This is a genomic window from Achromobacter sp. 1011791174 (assembly GCF_059760925.1).
Map to the genome: position 1 here is coordinate 1 of NZ_JCBANH010000120.1, position 18,491 is coordinate 18,491.

General features: G+C 70.6%; 6 protein-coding genes and 1 pseudogene. All 7 read left to right on the forward strand.

Annotated elements, in window-relative coordinates; genetic code table 11:
- The coding region (locus tag AC6LJ5_RS27235) for a two-partner secretion domain-containing protein (protein WP_498142144.1) at positions 1-5,095 on the forward strand (5,095 nt) is incomplete at its 5' end.
- Entirely contained in the window at positions 5,096-11,773 is a 6,678-nt protein-coding gene (locus tag AC6LJ5_RS27240; RefSeq protein ID WP_498142145.1) for a filamentous hemagglutinin family protein, read from the forward strand.
- Positions 11,774-12,078: 305 nt separating this feature from the next.
- The gene (locus tag AC6LJ5_RS27245; protein WP_498142146.1) at positions 12,079-13,698 is read left to right on the forward strand and encodes a ShlB/FhaC/HecB family hemolysin secretion/activation protein; all 1,620 of its coding nucleotides are present in this window, start codon (positions 12,079-12,081) and stop codon (positions 13,696-13,698) included.
- 37 nt (positions 13,699-13,735) lie between these two features.
- A pseudogene (locus AC6LJ5_RS27250) lies at positions 13,736-15,530 on the forward strand (DUF2341 domain-containing protein).
- A gap of 9 nt (positions 15,531-15,539) precedes the next feature.
- Positions 15,540-15,959 carry an ExbD/TolR family protein gene (locus tag AC6LJ5_RS27255; RefSeq protein WP_103275596.1) on the forward strand — a complete coding sequence of 140 codons (420 nt, stop codon included), beginning with the start codon at positions 15,540-15,542 and terminating at the stop codon, positions 15,957-15,959.
- A gap of 17 nt (positions 15,960-15,976) precedes the next feature.
- Positions 15,977-16,690, forward strand: a complete 714-nt coding sequence (locus AC6LJ5_RS27260) for an energy transducer TonB family protein (protein ID WP_103275595.1) — start codon at positions 15,977-15,979, stop codon at positions 16,688-16,690.
- A gap of 37 nt (positions 16,691-16,727) precedes the next feature.
- Positions 16,728-18,422, forward strand: a complete 1,695-nt coding sequence (locus tag AC6LJ5_RS27265; RefSeq protein WP_103275594.1) for a putative porin — start codon at positions 16,728-16,730, stop codon at positions 18,420-18,422.
- Positions 18,423-18,491 lie beyond the last annotated feature (69 nt).

Genomic DNA, 18,491 nt, shown 5'->3' on the forward strand with positions numbered 1-18,491 from the left:
GGTCAACCAGAACGGCGTGATCTTCACCGGCACCAGCCAGGTCAACGCGCGCAACCTGGTGGCCGCCGCCGCCACCATCACCGACGAGCAGTTCCGCGACAAGGGCATCTACACCGATGCCAACGGCACGCTGCCCACCTTCAAGGACGCGCTGGGCAATATCGAGCTGCGGCCGGGCGCGAGCATCGCCACGCAGGAGCCGGGCAGCGCCACGCGCGGCGGCGGCTATGTGCTGCTGCTGGGCAGCGAGGTCCACAACGCCGGCCAGATCGCCACGCCGCGCGGTCAGGCCGCGCTGGCGGCGGGCGATGATTTCTACATCCGCAAGGGTTATGGCACCGACGGTAATGTCAAGTCGACGACCACCGGCAACGAGGTCGGCACGACGATCAAGGCCGGCAGCGCGGCGGGCCTGGTGCGCAACAGCGGCCTGATCAGCGCCGCCACCGGCGACATCACGCTGGCTGGTCGCCAGGTGCGGCAGGACGGCGTGCTGGTCGCCAGCACGGATATTGGCGCGCGCGGCGCCATCCACCTGCTGAACCGCGCCAGCGATGCGAGCGGCAGTGTGGCGCTGGGCGAGGGCAGCGTTACCGCCGTGGTGCTGGAGTCTTCTGCGCTCACCGGCCTGGACGGCCAGCGGGACGCGGCGCTGAAGGCCTTGGACGGCCAGGCGACCAACAAGACGGGCGGCGCATACGATCACCTGAGCACGGTCGCCGACCGGCGCGACCTGTCGCGCATCGAGGTGGTGACGGGCGGGCAGGCGCTGTTCGAGGGAGGCTCGACTACCGTGGCGACCGGCGGGCAGATCGCGGTGTCGGCGGGCCGGCAGGCGCTGCTGCAGTCTGGTGCGGCGCTGGATGTGGCGGGCGCGATCGGCGTGAAGGTGGCGATGGAGTCCAACAGCGTCCGGATCGACGTGCAGGGCAATGAGCAGCGCGACTCGCCGGTGAACCGTGACAGCAAGAACCTGAACAACAGCGAAGTCTGGGTGGACCGGCGCACGCTGGTGAAGGTGGCCGCCGGCGTGAACGGCTACCAGAACGAACGCTGGTACACGGCGGGGGGGCTGCTGGAGGTGGGCGGCTATCTGGCGACCAGCGGGCGCGGCGCCGGCGAGTGGCTGGCGCAGGGCGGCACGGCGACGTTCACGGGCGGCGAGCTGGTCACGCGGGCCGGCTCGGACATCAACCTGTCGGGCGGCACGCTGGACGTGCGGGACGGGTATATCCGCCAGAGCTGGCTGCGCGGCGCGGACGGCCGCCTGTACGAGCTGTCGCGCGCGCCCGGCGATCTGCTCTACACCGGCCTGTACAAGGGCTTCGAGCAGAAGCATGAGCGTTGGGGCGAGCGGGCCACGCGCACCTTCTACAACCCGCTGATCGCGCCGCGCCAGCGTTTCGAGAGCGGCTACACCGTGGGACGCGACGCGGGCCAACTGCTGGTGTCCACCGAGCGCGCGGCCCTGCAGGGCGCGTTGACGGGAGAGGTCTACCAGGGGCCGCGCCAGACCGACGCGCCGCAGCGCGACCAGGAAGGCTTCTATCAATCGCAGACCGCGGCGGCGCGACGCGGACAATTGGTCGTGGGCCAGTATCTGCCGCGCTTCGATACCGCGACGAACCGTCTCGCCTGGGGCTTGTCCGGCATAAGCCGGCAGGTGACGGTCGGGCAGGCGGACGCGGCGGACGGCGAGATCGTGCTGGACGCCGCCTGGCTGAATCAGGCGGGACTGGGCGCCCTGAAGCTGGCGGGCGCGGATCGGGTGGTCGTGCAGCAGGCGCTGAGGCTGGCGCCCGGGGGCGAGGCCGTGCTGTACGCGCCCTGGGTCGCCATCGACGCGGACCTGTCGGCGCCGGGCGGCCGCATCCAGGCCGGCAATGTGCTCAAGCAGATGAGCGCCTCCAACGGCCGCGTCGAGGAGGGCGTGGCCAATCCGGCCGCTGGCAAGCCGGCGGGCGTGCGCGTGGGCGCGCGGGTGGATGCCGGCGGCCTGTGGACCAACCTGGCGCTGACGCCGCAAGACTCCGCGCTGATGGCCTGGCGTCACGGTGGCTCGGTCGCATTGCGCAGCAGCGGCGACGTGTCGCTCACGCAGTCCGGATCGATCAACGTATCCAGCGGCGCGGCCAGGTCCTGGGCAGGCAGCCTGCGCGGCGGCAAGGGCGGCGACGTCACGCTGGCGGCCAACGCCTTGGGCAACGCGACGGGCGGCGTCCTGACGGTGGCGGGCGAGATCGCCGGCTACGGGGTGGATGGCGGCGGCAAGCTGCTGCTGCAGGCCGAACGGGTCAGCGTGGGCCGTGGGCGCCAGGCCGTCGCGCCGGGCGTGTCGGTGCTGGACGAAGGCTTCTTCGCCAGCGGCTTCTCGCAGTACGAAGTGGCCGGCGTGCGCGGCCTGGAGGTCGTCGAGGGCGCCCGCGTGCGCGTGACCATGCCGGTGTTGCGCTATACGGCGCAGGCGCCGAATGCGTCGGACCGGAATACGGCGCTGGAAACCTGGACGCCGCCGCTGTACCAGGACGATCCGCTCAAGCGCGTGCTGACGCAGCGCCTGGGCGCGGACCTGACGCTGCGTACCGGAGCCATCTATTCGCCCGACGATGACCGGGCCACGGCGCAGCTGACGCTGGCGCGCGGCGCATCGATCGAGGTGGATCCGCGCCAGGCCATCGCCTTGCGCGGCGCGGGCCAGATCACCATAGACGGCGCCTTGCGCGCGCCCGGCGGCACGCTGCGCATCGACCAACCGCCGGTGGCCCTGAAGGATAACCGCGGCGACGGTAGCGGTCACAAGCGTTCGCTGTGGGTGGGCGATGGCGCGGTGCTGGATGTGGCCGGACGCGCGGCCGTGGCCCTGGATGCGCAGGGACGGCGGTACGGCTGGGTGGATCCGGGCGGCGCCATCGTCATCGGCGGCGAGATCGATACGGCCAAGGGCTCGGCCACGTCGGTGGATGCCTTCGTGGTGCTGCGCCCCGGCTCGCTGCTGGAAGCGTCCGGCGCGTTCGCGATCCTGGATCTGCCGCAGGGCGGCAGCGTCGGCGTCGCCAGCGCCGGGGGATCGATTTCGCTCAGTTCCTACGACGGGCTGTACCTGGACGGCACGCTGCGCGCCCGCGCGGGCGGGGCCGGCGCGGCTGGCGGCGTGCTGTCGGTGGCGCTGGAGACGCCCGTCTATGAAAACACCAGCGTCGATCTGGTGCGGGTGCAGCGCGAACTGCTGATCCGTCAGCAGGCGGCGGCCAGCCTGCCCGACGTGGCCGATCCGCGGGCGGCGCGGCCCTTGCTGCGCTACGGCCACGGCGAGCTGGCGCTGGACCGCTACCAGGACAGCGGCTTTGGCACCCTCAATGTGCTGTCCAATGGATTCATCAGCGCCAGCGGCGCCGTCGATCTGCGGGCCAGCCAGGCCGTCCGCCTGTTCGCCGGCGCGTTCACGGTGGCCGAGGGCGGGCCGCCGGATACCCGGTTCGGCGTCAACGCGCCCTATGTGCTGCTGGCACAGACCGACCGCCCCAACGCGGACTTCCTGGTGCTGCCCACCGTGCATGGCGGCCTGTCGAAGCAGGACCCGACCGGCGCGTTCGCGGTGCACGGGAACACGGTGGATGTGCGCGACCGGGTCAGCTTCGGCGCCAATGGCTATTTCCTGTTGCAGGGCAGGGTGCTGCGCACCGTGGACGGCCAAGGCTACGGCAGCGTCAGCCTGGCCGCCGACGGTGACTTGCGCTTCCTGCGCGGCGCCGTGGCCGATGGCATGACGATATTGGCGACGCCGGGATCCGTGGCGCTGGCCGGCGCGCGGATCTACCCCGCGGCGCAAGCCCGGGCCGTGGTGGAATCGGGCTACTACGGCAAGCGCCAGCCGCTGGTGCTGTCCCGCGTGGGCGCGGACGAGTCGCCGCCCTATTCGGCCTTCGGCGAGCTGTCCCTCACCGCGTCGCGCATCGATCACGGCGCGGCGCTGTGGGCGCCGCTGGGCAATCTGTCGCTCAACGCCGAACAACTGAGCCTGTTGCCGGGCAGCCTGACGTCGGTCAGCGCGCGCGGGCTGGTGATGCCCTATGGCGGCACCGTGGATGGCGTGGCCTATGCGTATGGCGGCAAGCCGGTGGTCCCGAACCAGCCGGGCGAATACGGCAAGATCGCCCTGTCCGGCAAGCTGGACGCGGCGCCCGGTTCGCGCATCGACCTGTCGGGCGGAGGCGAGCTGCTGGGCGCGGCATTCGTCAGCGGTCGCGGCGGTTCCAGCGATGCCCGCTACACGCCGCTGATGCGGATCGAGCCGTCGGGCGGCGGGTTCAGCCTGCCCGGTTTGGCGACCAATCCTGTCTACGCCGTCGTGCCGGGTGCGCAGGCGACGGTCGCGCCAACGGCCGCCGAGGCCGGCGAGGGTGCGCCGCTGATCGGCCGGCAGATCCAGATCGGGGCGGGCGTGCCGGGCATGTCGGCGGGCACTTACACGCTGATGCCGGCCAGCTATGCCTTGCTGCCGGGCGCATTCCGGGTCGAGATCGACGGCCGCGTCGCGCCAGGCAGCGTTGTCCCGGGACAAGCGGCGCTGGCCATGCGCAATGGCTCCTGGAGCCTGCCCGCGAGCTTCTCCGTCGCCGGCACGGCCATACGCGACGCGCTGCCGTCGCAGGTGATCGTCACGTCGGCGCAGACGCTGCGCGGCTATTCCCAGTACAACGAGACGTCCTACGCGCGCTACGTGCTGGAGGACGCGCAGCGTCGCGGCATGCCACGGGCGATGCTGGAGCGCGACGCCAAGCTGCTGTCCATCGACGTAGGCGTGGACGGCCGGCTCGACTTCCAGGGCCGGGCCGATTTCCGGCCGGCCGAAGGCGGGCGCGGCGGCGAGCTGGCGCTGCGCGGCACCGCGATCGAGGTGCTGGCCGATGGCGCGGCCGCCACGCCTGGCATGAGCAGCTATTACGCCAGCACGCTCAACGGCTTCGGCGCGTCGCGCATCAGCGTGGGCGGTCAGGCCCGCAGCTCCGCCACCGGAGGCGCCAATGTGCTGACGTTCGAGTCGCAGGCTCGCAGCGTCACGTTGCGGGATGGCGCGCTGCTGCGCGCGCCGTAGGTGTTCGTGTCGGCGGGCGGCATCACGCTGGAGGCGGGCGCCGCCATCGATACGATCGGCGCGGGTCGCGCCTACTACGACAGCGCCGAAGGCTACCTGTACAGCCCCGGCCGCAGCGCCGTGCTGGCCCTGTCCAACGGTCTGATCACCATGCTGGCGCCGGACGCGCCGCAAGGGCCCGAGAGCAATCCGCCGGGAGCGATCGAGATCGGCGCCTGCGCCGGCCTGTGCGCCCGGCCCGCCCGGCTCTACACCGAGGGCACGCTGGCCGCGGCCACCGACGGCCGCTTCATCCTGGGCGACCAGGCCCGCTACGGCGCGCGTCAGCTGGCGCTGTCGGTGAGCGCCGTCAACGCGGGCAGCGCGCAGGCGCTGGCCGCCGCTGCCGCGCGCGGCGCGCTGCCGGCGGGCATGACCTTGAACCAGGGGCTGCTGGATCGGCTGCTCATGGGCGACGCGGATTTCGGCGCGCCGGCGCTGGAAGTACTGACGCTGACGGTCAGGGACTCGGTCAACTTCTACGAAACGGTGGACCTGAGCGCCTCGGCGTCGCCTGCGGGCAAGCCCTTGGGCCGGCTTGAACTGAACGCGCCGGCGGTCTATGGCTATGGCGCGGCGGGCGACCGGGCCACGCTGCGCGCGCAGACCCTGATCTGGGGCGGCGGCGCGCCGGCAGCCGTGATCGCGCAGGGCGCGGGAACGGGCCAGGGGACGCTGGATCTCATCGCCGACCGCATCGAGTTCGGCTACGGGCCCACGGGCCAGCCGGACGGCACGGCCGCGCCGCAGCGCATGGCGCTTGGCTTCGCCACCGTCAACCTGAACGCGGCGCAGCGCATCACCGCCAATCACCGGGGCAGCCTGTCGGTGTACCAGTCGCAAGGCGTCTACGTCGAAGGAAGCGGCTACGCTTACCAGGGCGGCAATCTCAATCTGTACACGCCGCTGATCACCGGCGAGGCCGGTTCGGTCAATCGCGTCAAGGCCGGCGGCGCCATCGTCGCGAGCCGGCCCGCAGGCGCCGCCACGGCTGCCCAGGCGGCCATGGCCGCCGGCGGCGCGGAATGGGTCCTGGATGGCGACAGCGTGCGCATCGACACCGCCGTGGCCTTGCCCAGCGGCAAGCTGACGCTGGCGGCGCAGCGCGGCCTGGTCCTGGGCGATGGCGCGCGCCTGGACCTGGCCGGACGCAAGACCGATTTCCATGACGTCAGCAAGTACGGCTGGGGCGGCGAGCTGCGCCTGGAAAGCCGGCAGGGCGACATTCTGCAGGCGCCGGGCAGCCTCATCGACCTGTCCGCCAGCCACAACCGCGCCGGCAGCCTGACCGCGATCGCGCTGGATCCGCTGGCGGGCCGGGTGGATCTGCTGGGCGCCATCCAGGGCCAGGCTTCCGGGCGCTACGATGCCGGCGGCACCCTGGTGCCCTACGCCGCCGGAGGCGTCGATATCCGCGCGCAGCGTCTGGACTTCGCGGCGCTGAACCAGCGCCTGAACGCGGGTGGCGTCTTCGGGTCGCGCAGCTTCCAGATCAAGCAGGGCGACCTGACGGTCGGCGATGAAGTGCGGGCGCGCCAGGTGAGCATTTCGCTGGACGGCGGCCGCCTGACCGTGGCCGGTCGCATCGATGCCAGCGGCGAGGGCGTGGGCAGCATCCGGCTGGCAGCGGCCCAGGGCTTGCGCATCGCCGCCGGCGCGGCGCTGGACGCGCACGGCAGCGTGCCGCGCCTGGACAGCTACGGCCAGCCGATAGACGCGCCGAACCGGGCGCTCATCGAACTCAATTCCGGCGCCGGTCGCCTGCAGTTGGACGCGGGCGCCAGCTTCGACCTGCGCGCGGGGGTTGAGGCGCCTGGCGGCGCTCTGGGGCTGGGCAGCATGGAGCTGAACGCGCCGCGCCTGGGTGGCCTGATCGCGGGCGACATCGATATCGATGCCAGCGGCGCCCTGTCTATCCGTGGCGCCCGAAGCGTGGCCGTCAACGGCATGGCCATCTATCGCGATGCGCGCACCGAGACGGATCCGGTGAATGGCGCCAAGTGGCAGGTCATCGACCAGGACTACCTGGACCGCATCCACGACGACAGCCGCAAGTTCGTCGACGCGGCGCTGGCCAATGCCGGCCTGAGGCGCGGCAAGCTGGCGGGCCTGCTGCCCTACGCGGACGCGCTGCACCTGCGCCCCGGCGTGGAGATCCGCAGCGCCTCGGCCGACGGCGATCTGGTGGTGCAGGGGGATCTGGACCTGTCGCGCTACCGCTATGCGAGCCTGAATCCGCGCGCGCCGCTCACCGGCATCTATGGATCCGGCGAAGTGGGCAGCCTGGCGATCCGGGCCGGCGGCAACCTGGAGATCAACGGCAGCATCAACGACGGCTTCGCGCCGCCTCCCGTCACGCCCGACGACTCGGGCTGGCTGCTGTTGTCCGGCGTGCAGCCATATCGCGGCGACCTGGTGGTGCCCGATATCGGCGTGTCGCTGGCGCAAGGCACGACTTTCCCGTCGGGGGCCTTGCTCAACTTCGAACTGCCCCTGTCGCAGACGCGGTTCGCGGCGGGCACCGTGCTGCCGGTGGCGGGCACCCTGGCGCAGCCGCTGACGCTGCCCGCTGGCACCATCCTGGCAGCCGCCGTGCACGATGCCAACGGCGCGCTGCTGTATCCGGCCGGCGCGCTGCTGGCGCAGGGCGTCACGCTGCCGGCCGACGCGCGCCTGGGCGCGGGCAGCGTGCTCGCGGCGACGGCGACGCTGGCGCCGCTGCGCTGGCCCGCCGGCGTGGCGCTGCCGCGCGCGTTGACGGACGACGGCAAGCCGTCCCCGCTGGTGTTGGCCGGCAAGCTGAACCTGCCGCGCGGCGCGCACCTGCCGTCCGGCACCGACGTCAAGTTGCCCGACGGCGCGAGCATGGTCGAGCTGCGCGCGGACAAGGCCGGCACGCAGGGACGCAACTGGGCGCTGGCGGCGATGCTGCCCGCGGGCTCGCAATCGTGGGGCTTGCGGCTGGTCGGCGGCGCCGACCTGGGGGCCGCGGATCCACGCGCCGTCGGCGTCGACCCGCGCGCCGGCTATGTGGTGCTGGCCGACACGCACTATGCCGCGCGCGTCGTGGACAACATCAAGATCATGATCACGGAAGAGGGCGAGTTGATGGGGATGGGCCCGCGAGGGACCGAGGTGCCCGAGGGTTTTCTCGGCGTGTGCGAATGGTTGCCGGAGGCCTGCGAGACCGTGGCGGTCAAGCGCGAGGTCAAGGTGTGGTCGCAGGCCGCGCAGGACAGCCAGCCGGACCGCATTGCCGGGACCGACGTGCCCAAGGGCGCGCTGGCCGTCTGCGATCTCAACCCGGCGTTCTGCGACATCCGGCTGGAGATCACCAAGACCGCGAGCGTGCTGGGACAGAACTACAGCGTGCTGCGCACGGGCACGGGCGATCTGGACGTGGCCGCGGCGGGCGATGTGCGGCTGGCGTCGCCCTACGGCGTCTACACGGCGGGCACCGAGTCGGCGGACATGGGTCCTGCCTACCGGCAGGCGCGCGGCGTGGTGCCGGGCCAGGGCAGCGTGCTGGGCAGCGAGGGCGGCGACTACGAAAAATTCGTCGACGGCGGCGGCGCGAGCCTGGCGCGGGTCTGGTATCCGGAGCGCGGCGGCAATCTGTCGGTGACGGCCGGCGGCAATCTCAACGGCGTGTCGATCGCCCCGGCCTGGAGCAGCCAGAATCGCGAGGCGCTGTCCAGCGCCAGCATCGCCAACTGGCTGTGGCGGCAGGGCGGCGGCGATGCGCCGTCCGGTCCCGCCGCGGTGCCGGTGGCCTGGGGCATCAACTTCGGCACCTATGTGCGCCCGCCTTTCGATAATGGCTCGTCGGCGGTGAATGCCTATGTGCCCCATCTGGTGGGCTTCACCGGTTTCGGCACGCTGGGCGGCGGCAACGTCGCCATCTCGGTCGGCGGCGATGCAGGCACGCTGCAAGCGCAGGCGGACACGGCCGAAAGCGCGCGCCGCAGCCAGGGGCTGACCGTGGCGGTGGGCGGCAGCGGCCGCATGACGGCGGACGGCCGGCTGGTGCTGACGGGCGGCGGCGACATCGATTTTCGCGTGGGCGGCGGCTACAACGCCGACCTGGAGGCGCGCGGCTACAACGACATAGACAAGAAGAGCCGCGCCATGAACCGCCATGCGCTGGACGGCGTATTGGCGAATCTGCGCGGCAACGTGCAGCTCAGCGCGGCCTCGCTCGGCGGCATCGCGCTGTCCTATGGCGCCACTTCGCTGTCGCGCGATCCACTCGATTCCCGCGCGCCGGATCCCTTGTCTTCGTCGATGGCCTCGGCCACCGGCGGACTGGTGCTGGCGCCGGGCGACGCCACCGTCAATCTGAATACGCGCGGCGATCTGGTGCTGGGCGCGGTGGTGGATCCCGGCCGCGTGGTGCCGTTGTCGACCCGGCCCTATCTCGATGCGACGGGCCTGCTGGCGCCGGGCGGCGGCATCTCATGGTTCACGCTCTGGACCGGCCGCAGCGCCATTGACCTGCACTCGGCGGGCGGCAATCTCACGCCAGGCAGCGCGGCGACCGAAATCGACGGCAGCGGCATCGCGACGGGGCTGGACATCTCGCCCACGGACGGACGCTATATCTATCCGCCCATCCTGCGCGCCGTGGCGGCGGGCGGCAGCATGTACTACGGCCAGTCGGCCCGCGCCGGGATGTCGCATCGCTACGATGCATCGCTCTACGGCATCGTGCTGATGCCGTCGGACCGGGGGCAGCTGGAATTGCTGGCGTCCGGCTCGATTTACGCCGGCGGCTATTCGATCACGCCGTCCGGCGCGTCCGAGAGCGCGCTGGCGACGCCGCAGCGGCCTGCTTTTGCCGGGGTCGCGCTCAACGGGATCCGTTCCAGCAACCAGTCCGTGGATGGCATCGTCGCGACGACGCGGCGCCTGCCGCTGTTCTCCTTCGGCGTCGACAGCGTGGCGGCGCAGTCCGCGTCGCGCGAGCCGGTGCGCATCTATGCCGGGCAGGATCTGGTCGGCGTGCGCAGCGGCGCTGTCTACAGCTATACGGCCACCACGCGCGACAGTCAGGTCTGGTATGTGGGCGCCGCGCCGGTCCGCATGCTGGCCGGACGCGATATCGTCAACAGCGGCACGGCTCCCGCGCAGGACATGTCCTTGCCGGGCGATCTGAGCCGCAACTCGGGCGGCGGCTACGCGGGCACGGCGAGCGGCAATCTGTTCGTGCATACGAGCCTTTCGGATGTGTCGCTGGTGCAGGCCGGCCGCGACATTCTCCACAGCAGCTTCATGGTCGCGGGTCCGGGCGTGATGGAAATATCGGCCGGCCGCAACCTGTTGATGGAAGACAAGGCCAGCGTGGTCAGCCTGGGGCCCGTGGCGCCTGGCGACACGCGCGCCGGCGCCGCCGTCGCGCTGCAGGCCGGCGCCGGCGCGCGAGGGGCGGACTATGCGGGCTTCCTCGCGCGCTATCTCGGCGACAAGACCGCCGATCCGGCGCGTCCGCTGCTCGATCAGGGCCTGCCCTTCAAGACCTACGAGGCCGAGCTGCTGCTGTGGCTGACCCAGCGCTACGGCTACGCCGGCGACGCGGCCGAGGCGCGCGCCTACTTCGCGGCGCTGCCGGCGGAACAGCAGCGCGCCTTTGCCCGGCAGGTCTATTTCGCCGAGCTGCGCAATAGCGGCCGTGAATACAACGGCAAGCTGGCCGCGCGCGAGGGCAGCTATCTGCGCGGACGCCAGGCCATCGCCGCCTTGTTCCCCGACCATGATGCGCAGGGCGCGCCCCTGCGTTATGACGGCGGCATCACGCTCTACGGCGGCGCGGGCGTGCAGACCCGCGCCGGCGGGGACATCCAGGCGCTGACGCCGGGCGGCGCGCAGGTCTTCGGCGTCGAGGGCCTGGCGCCGCCGTCCAGCGCCGGCGTCGTGACCCAGGGCAGCGGCGACATCCAGCTCTACGCGCGCGACAGCATCCTGCTGGGGCAGAGCCGGATCATGACGACGTTCGGCGGCGGCATCCTGGCGTGGTCTGCCGAGGGCGACATCAACGCCGGCCGGGGCGCCAAGACCACGGTGGTGTACACGCCGCCGAGGCGGGTCTATGACGCGTTCGGCAACGTGGCGCTGTCGCCGAACGCGCCGAGTTCTGGCGCGGGCATCGCCACGCTGGCGCCGATCGCGGAGGTGCCGGCCGGCGACGTGGACCTGTATGCGCCGCTGGGCACGATCGACGCGGGCGAGGCGGGGATCCGGGTGTCGGGCAACATCAACATCGCGGCGCTGCACGTGGTGAACGCGGCCAACATCCAGGTCAAGGGCGAGAGCAACGGCATTCCGGCGGCGGCGACGGTCAACACCGGCGCGCTGGCGTCGGCCAGCGCGGCGTCCTCGGCGGCGGCCGGCGCGGCGCAGGAATCGGTGCAGCGCGCCCAGCAGCAGTCGCGCCAGAACCTGCCGTCTGTCATCAGCGTGCAGATCCTGGGCTATGGCGACGAACCGGCCGCCGGCGCGACGCCGCCGTCGCCGCGCGCGGCGGCGCCCGCCGGCTCGCGCTACGACTCGGCCAGCGCGGTGCAGATATTGGGAGCCGGCGCGCTGGAGCCGGGCGAGATGCGCGGCCTGACGGAACAGGAGCGCGCCAGACTGTCGAGGTGATGGCGGCGGCTGAAACCTTGTCGCCTGTCATGCCGGTGTCACATCGGCGGGGAGCAAAAAACGGACCAGGGCCCGGAAATTTCCGGGCCCTGGTCCGTTCCGGCGGGCCTGCCCAGGGGCGCCGGCGCTGTTACGTGAAATTTTTCTTACAACGCGCAGTCCCGGGCTCGCCAGTACGTCTAGTAACAAGCAGAAGCTGCGGACGAGGACATGCGGGCAGAAATCCGTCACGAGATTGTCAAGCGCACTGCACGGTAGCGGCCGGCCACTGACCGGTTTTCATAAAAGGAACTGAGTGCATCGCTATGCATGATTTCGAGAGTAAGGGCAGCGCCTTGCGCGCAGCGGGAGCGATCGTCCTGACGCTGGCGGCCGGCGCCGCCTGGGCGCAGGCCGCCGCGCCCGCCGATGCCGCCGCCGCGGCAGCCGACCAGCGCCGCGTCAACGTCAACGAGTACATCGTGCGCGGCAACACCGTGCTGGAGGCGCGCGATATCGAGAAGGCGGTCTATCCGTACCTGGGGCCGGACCGCACGCTGTCCGACATCGAGGCCGCGCGCGAGGCCCTGCAGACCATCTACCAGGAGCGCGGCTATCAGTCGGTGTACGTGGACCTGCCCGAGCAGCAGGTGGCCGACGGCATCGTCTTCCTGCAGGTATCGGAAACCAAGGTGGGCCGCGTGCGCGTGGTCGGCGCCAAGCACTATTCGCCGCTGACCATCCGCGACGAAGTGCCCGCGCTGCAGGAAGGCGAGGTGCCGAACTTCAACAGGGCCCAGGCCGAGCTGACCAATCTGAACCGGGGCGCCTCGCGCCAGGTGGTGCCGCTGGTCAAGGAAGGCCGCATGCCGGGCACCATGGACGTGGACCTGAAGGTCGAGGACAAGAGCCCCTGGCACGCCAGCGTGGGCCTGAACAACGACTACAGCGCCGACACCAAGAAGCTGCGCAGCACCGCCTCGATCGGCTACGACAACCTGTGGCAGCTGGGCCATTCCGTCAGCCTGACCTTCTTCACCGCGCCGCAGCAGACCGACAACGCCAAGGTCTGGTCCGGCTCGTACTCGATGCCTTTGTCCAACCGCTGGAGCCTGCAGTTCTCCGGCTACAAGAGCGACAGCAACGTGGCCACCATCGGCGGCACCAACGTGCTGGGCAAGGGCCACTCGTTCGGCGTCAGCGCGACCTACAGCATGGAGCCGCAGGGCGAGTGGTACAACTCGCTGACGATGGGCATCGACTACAAGAAGTTCGATGAAACCACGCGCTTCGGCAACAACGAAGAACTCATCCCGCTGAAGTACCTGCCGTTCACGTTCTCGTACAACGGCTACCGCTATTCCGAGTCCTCGCAGAGCAGCGTGGGCCTGTCGATCGTCGGCGCCACGCGCTCGTCCTTCGGCATCGGCAGCGGCTGGAAGGAATTCGACGATAAACGCTATCGCGCCAGCCCCAGCTTCGCGCTGCTGCGCGGCGACGGCACCCACACGCACAACCTGCTCGGCGACTGGCAGCTGGGCCTGCGCGGCGCCTTCCAGATTTCGTCCGGCGCCCTGGTGTCCAACGAGCAGTTCTCCGCCGGCGGCGCCACCAGCGTGCGCGGCTACCTGGCCGCCGAGCGCACCGGCGATGACGGCTTGCTCGGCTCGGTCGAGTGGCGCACGCCGTCGCTGGCCCGCTGGCTGGGCCCCAACGTCAACGAGTGGCGCTTCTACGCCTTCGCCGACGCCGCCACCCTGCGCCTGCGCGAAACGCTGCCGGAGCAGGACGCCAGCTACTCGCTGGCCAGCGTGGGCCTGGGCACCCGCATGCAGGTGCTGGACTGGCTGAGCGGCTCGCTGGACTGGGGCTACCCGCTCAAGGACGGTCCCAACACCCGCAAACACGATCCCCGCCTGAACTTCAACTTGCGCGCCAGCTTCTGAGCGCGCACGCAACCGCATTCCTCCCGGAGTCCTGACCATGCAACGTTTACTGATGTTCCTACTGACCGTGCTGGCCGGCCTAGCGCCGGCGGCCGCCAACGCCTGGTGGCAGGCCGACTGGCAATACCGCAAGCAGATCACCGTGGACACCACGCCGCAAGGCGCGCCGCTGGGCGGCTCCGCCGGCCGTTCGCCGCTGCTGGTGCGCCTGCACACCGGCAACTTCACCTTCGACGGCATCAGCGAGAAGGGCGCCGACATCCGTTTCGTCGCGGCCGATGATCAGACCGTGCTGAACCATCAGCTCGAAGCCTTCGATCCGCTGCTGGGCATCGCCCTGATCTGGGTGGACGTGCCCGAGCTGGCCGACGGCCAGCGCCAGGACATCTGGATGTACTACGGCAACCAGAAGGCCCCGGCCTCGGCCAACGGCCAGCTGACCTTCGACCCGAACTACACGCTGGTCTACCACTTCGACGGCGCCGCTGATGCTGCCCGCGAGCCCCTCGCTGGCCATCCCGGCCGCCGGTTCCTTCACGTTCAGCGCCTGGGTGCGCGCCGACCAACCCGCAGGCGAGCAGCTGATCTATGCCCGCCGCGACGCCGGCAATTCGCTGCTGGTCGGTATCAATCAAGGCGTGCCCTTCGTCGAGGTCAACGGCCAGCGCAGCCAGCCCGGCCAGCCCCTGGCCCCGGCAGCCTGGCAGCACGTGGCCGTGACGGCCGACGGCAGCAAGGTCAACCTGTACGTCAATGGCCGCGTCTCGTCGTCGCTGGCCGCCAGCCTGCCGCCGCTGAACACCGTCGCCGCCCTGGGCGGTGACGTGCCGGCTCCGGCCGCCGCCCCGGCTGCCCCCGCCGCGCCCGCCGCCGACGGTCAGGCGCCGGTCGAAGCCGCGCCCGCCCGTCCGGTCTATGCGCCGTTCGTGGGCGCCATCGACGAAGTGCGCCTGTCCAAGATCGCCCGCCCCGCCGCGCTGATCCTGGCCGACGCCACCGCGCAGGGCGCCGAATCGCGCCTGGTGGCCTATGGCACCGACGAAGAGCAGTCCGGCTTCGGTTTCGGCGGCCTGGGCTTCCTGCTCAAGGCCGTGCCGATCGACGCCTGGGTCATCATCGCCATCCTGGTCGTGATGATGGTGCAGTCCTGGTTCATCATGATTCGCAAGAGCCGCAACGTGGCCCGCGTGGCCCGTGCCAACGACGCCTTCCGCGAATCGTTCGCCAAGGTCGGCAAGCGCCTGGAACTGCTGGCCGACGACGCCAACCTGGCGCGCTCGCTGGAGCATGCCTCGCTGTGGCGCCTGTACCGCGTGGCGGTCAATGAAATCCGCACCCGCCGCGAGCAGGGCGCCGACACCAGCTCGATCTCGGCCGCCACCATCGAAGCCATCCGCGCCTCGATGGACGCCGTGCGCACCAAGGAAAACCAGGTGCTGGGCGCCAAGCTTGGCTCGCTGTCCAACGCCATCGCCGGCGGCCCGTACATCGGCCTGCTGGGCACGGTGCTGGGCATCATGGTGGTGTTCCTGGGCACGGCCATGGCCGGCGACGTGAACATCAACGCCATCGCGCCTGGCATGGCCGCCGCGCTGCTGGCCACCGCCATGGGCCTGTTCGTCGCCATCCCGGCCCTGTTTGGCTACAACCGCCTGGTCTCGCGCAACAAGGAAGTCAGCGCCGATATGCGCGTGTTCGTCGACGAGTTCGTCACGCGCCTGGCCGAAGTGCATGGCGAGACGCAGGAGCAGGAAGCCGCCCACCATCCCGCGCCGCGCGCTGCCGGCCGCCCCGCGGTCCGCGACGCGCAGCCCGCCGCCGCCGAAGCATAAGGAGATCCCATGGCTTCCGTATCCGCCGCCCAGGATGATGACGACGACGCGCCCGTCGACGGCATCAACATCACGCCGCTGGTCGACGTGCTGATGGTGGTGCTGGTCATGTTCATCCTGACCGCCACCGCGCAGATCGCCGGCATCAAGGTCAACCTGCCCAAGGCCAGCTCTTCGATGGCCCTGTCGCAGCCCAAGACCAAGGCGATCTCCGTCAACGATGCCGGCCAGGTCTTCCTGGACGCCTATCCCGTCACCCTGCCCGAGCTGGAGGACAGGCTGCGCACCGAGAAAGCGCTCAATCCCGACTTCCCGGTCATCGTGCGCGGCGACGCCGCCGTGCAGTACCAGAAGGTCGTGGAAGTGCTGGATCTGCTGCGCCGCCTGGAACTCGCCCAGGTCGGCCTGGTCACCGGCAAGCCGCAATAGGGGCCGAGGCAAACGTCATGTCGTTTCCTGAATCCGATTCCCCGCGCGCGCGGCGTCCGGCGCTGCGCTGGCTGAAGCTGGCGGCGGTGGCCGTGGCGCTGGCCGCCGCGGCCTATCTGCTGTGGCGCTGGGCCAATGACATGTCCGGCGTGCGGCGCGAGCCGCCGAAGGTGTCGGCCATCATTCCGCTGCCGCCGCCTCCTCCGCCGCCGCCCGAGCCCGAGAAACCGCCGGAGCCCGAGCAGCCCAAGGAAGAGCAGCAGCCCGTGCCCGAGCCTGAGCCCGTGCCCACGCCCGAGCCGCCCAAGCCGCAGGACGAGGCGCCGCCTCGGCCGGCCGACGACCTCGCCAACCCGATGCAGATCGATGGCGACGCGCAGGCCGGCAACGACGCCTTCAACATCGGCGCCGGCCAGGGCAAGGGCATGTCGGGCGGCGGCGGCGGCCGCGCCGGCAACGCCACGTACAGCCAGTACCTCGCCTACGCGCTGCAGAAGATCCTGCGCGAGGACGAGCGCACCCGCAACCTGACCTTCCGCCTGCAGGCCAACATCTGGCTGACGGCGAGCGGGCAGGTCACGCGCGTCGAGCTCACCAAGTCCAGCGGCGATGCGGACGTCGACGCCCGCGTGGTGGCGGCCTTGCGCGCGGTGCCTGCGCTGGACGAACGTCCGCCGGCCTCGGTCAGCATGCCCATCCGCGCCTCGCTGACCGGCCGCCGTCCCTCCTGAAATCACGAACCGAACAGATCCCTGGAGTGTCAAGACAATGAAGTTCCAACTCAACCGACTGGCCGCCGCGCTGGCCCTGGCCGCCGCGGGCGCCGTGGCGCTGCCGGCGCAGGCCGCGCCGGCCCCGTCCGAGAACGCGACCGTCAACCTGATCCGCCTGCTGGTGCAGCAGGGCGTGATCAAGCAGGACCAGGCCGACGCACTGGTGGCGCAGGCCGAGGCCGAGGCCAAGAGCGCGCGCGCGACCGGCAATGACCGTGGCGCCGCCGTGGCGCAGGCCGGCGACGTGCGCGTGCCGTACATCCCGCAGACCGTGCGCGACCAGATCCGCGACGAGGTCAAGGCCGAAGTGATGACCCAGGCCAAGGAAGAGAACTGGGCCCAGCCGAACACCTTCCCCGACTGGGTTTCGCGCATCACGGTCGAGGGCGATGTGCGCGTGCGCGACGAGTCGCGCCTGTACTCGGGCAGCAACAGCAACGAAATCACCGATTTCGCGCGCTTGAACGCCAAGGGGCCGTACGACGTCAATCCGCAAGGCGGCAACAGCTACCCGCCGATGCTGAACACGCGCGAAGACCGCCGCAACCAACTGCGCGTGCGCGCCCGCCTGGGCGTGCGCGCCGAGCTGTCCGAGTCCTGGACCGCCGGCATCCGCCTGGCCACGGGCAGCGACGACAGCCCGGTGTCGACCTCGCAGACGCTGGGCGGCGGCATGTCCAAGAAGGACATCTGGCTGGACCAGGCCTACCTGACCTACCGTCCGACCAAGTGGGCCACCGTCACCGGCGGACGCATCGGCAATCCGTTCGATTCCACCGACATGCTGTTCTCGAACGACCTGAACTTCGACGGCGTGGCCGCGATCTTCAAGCACCCGCTGCAGGGCCGCGACGTGACGCTGTTCGGCACGCTGGGCGCCTTCTCCACCGAGTACAGCGCCAACGGCTGGAACTCGTCGTCCTTCAAGGAAGGCAAGAGCGAGGACAAGTGGCTGCTGGCCGCCCAGGCCGGCGCCGAGTGGAAGGTCAACAACAGGAACACGCTGCGCGGCTCGCTGGCCTACTACCACTTCGACAATATCGCGGGCAAGCGCTCCAGCCCCTGCTCGCCGTGGAACGGCGACCAGAACTGCGACACCGACTGGTCGCGTCCGGCCTTCATGCAGAAGGGCAACACGCTGTTCCTGCTGCGCGACATCATGGCCAATCCGGCCAACCCCGGCGCCACGCCGCAGCCGCAGTTCGTGGGCCTGGCGTCCAAGTTCGACCTGCTGGACGTGAACCTGCGCTGGGACACGCGCGTGTTCGACGGCCTGGGCCTGCGCCTGAACGGCAACTACATCCGCAACCTGGCCTACAGCAAGGGCAAGATCTGGAGCCGCTCGCAGGGTCATCTGGTCAACAACTTCAACGAGAACGGCGAAGTGCAGAGCGGTCCGAACGCCTGGATGCTGCAGGCCACGCTGGGCCGTTCGTTCGACCTGAAGGAGAAGGGCGACTGGCTGGCCTTCGTCGGCTACAAGTACATCCAGCCGGATGCCTTGCCCGACGGCTTCAACGATTCGTCGTTCCACCAGGGCGGCACCAACGCGCGCGGCTACTACATCGGCGGCAGCTACGCCTTCGACAAGAACGTCTATGGCGTGTTGCGCTGGATGAGCACCAAGGAAGTCTACGGCGCGCCGCTGGCCATCGACACCATGCAGTTCGAGATCAACGCCAGGTTCTGAGGCCATGGACATGCACACCGTATGGGATGAATCCGGCCGGTCCGCGCCGCTGTCGGCCGGGCGCGGGGG

What these genes read in the sequence shown, in the direction of transcription:
- AC6LJ5_RS27245 (WP_498142146.1), top strand. Translation starts at nt 12,079, where the DNA reads ATGCATGATTTCGAGAGTAAGGGCAGCGCCTTGCGCGCAGCGGGAGCG.
- AC6LJ5_RS27255 (WP_103275596.1), top strand. Translation starts at nt 15,540, where the DNA reads ATGGCTTCCGTATCCGCCGCCCAGGATGATGACGACGACGCGCCCGTC.
- AC6LJ5_RS27260 (WP_103275595.1), top strand. Translation starts at nt 15,977, where the DNA reads ATGTCGTTTCCTGAATCCGATTCCCCGCGCGCGCGGCGTCCGGCGCTG.
- AC6LJ5_RS27265 (WP_103275594.1), top strand. Translation starts at nt 16,728, where the DNA reads ATGAAGTTCCAACTCAACCGACTGGCCGCCGCGCTGGCCCTGGCCGCC.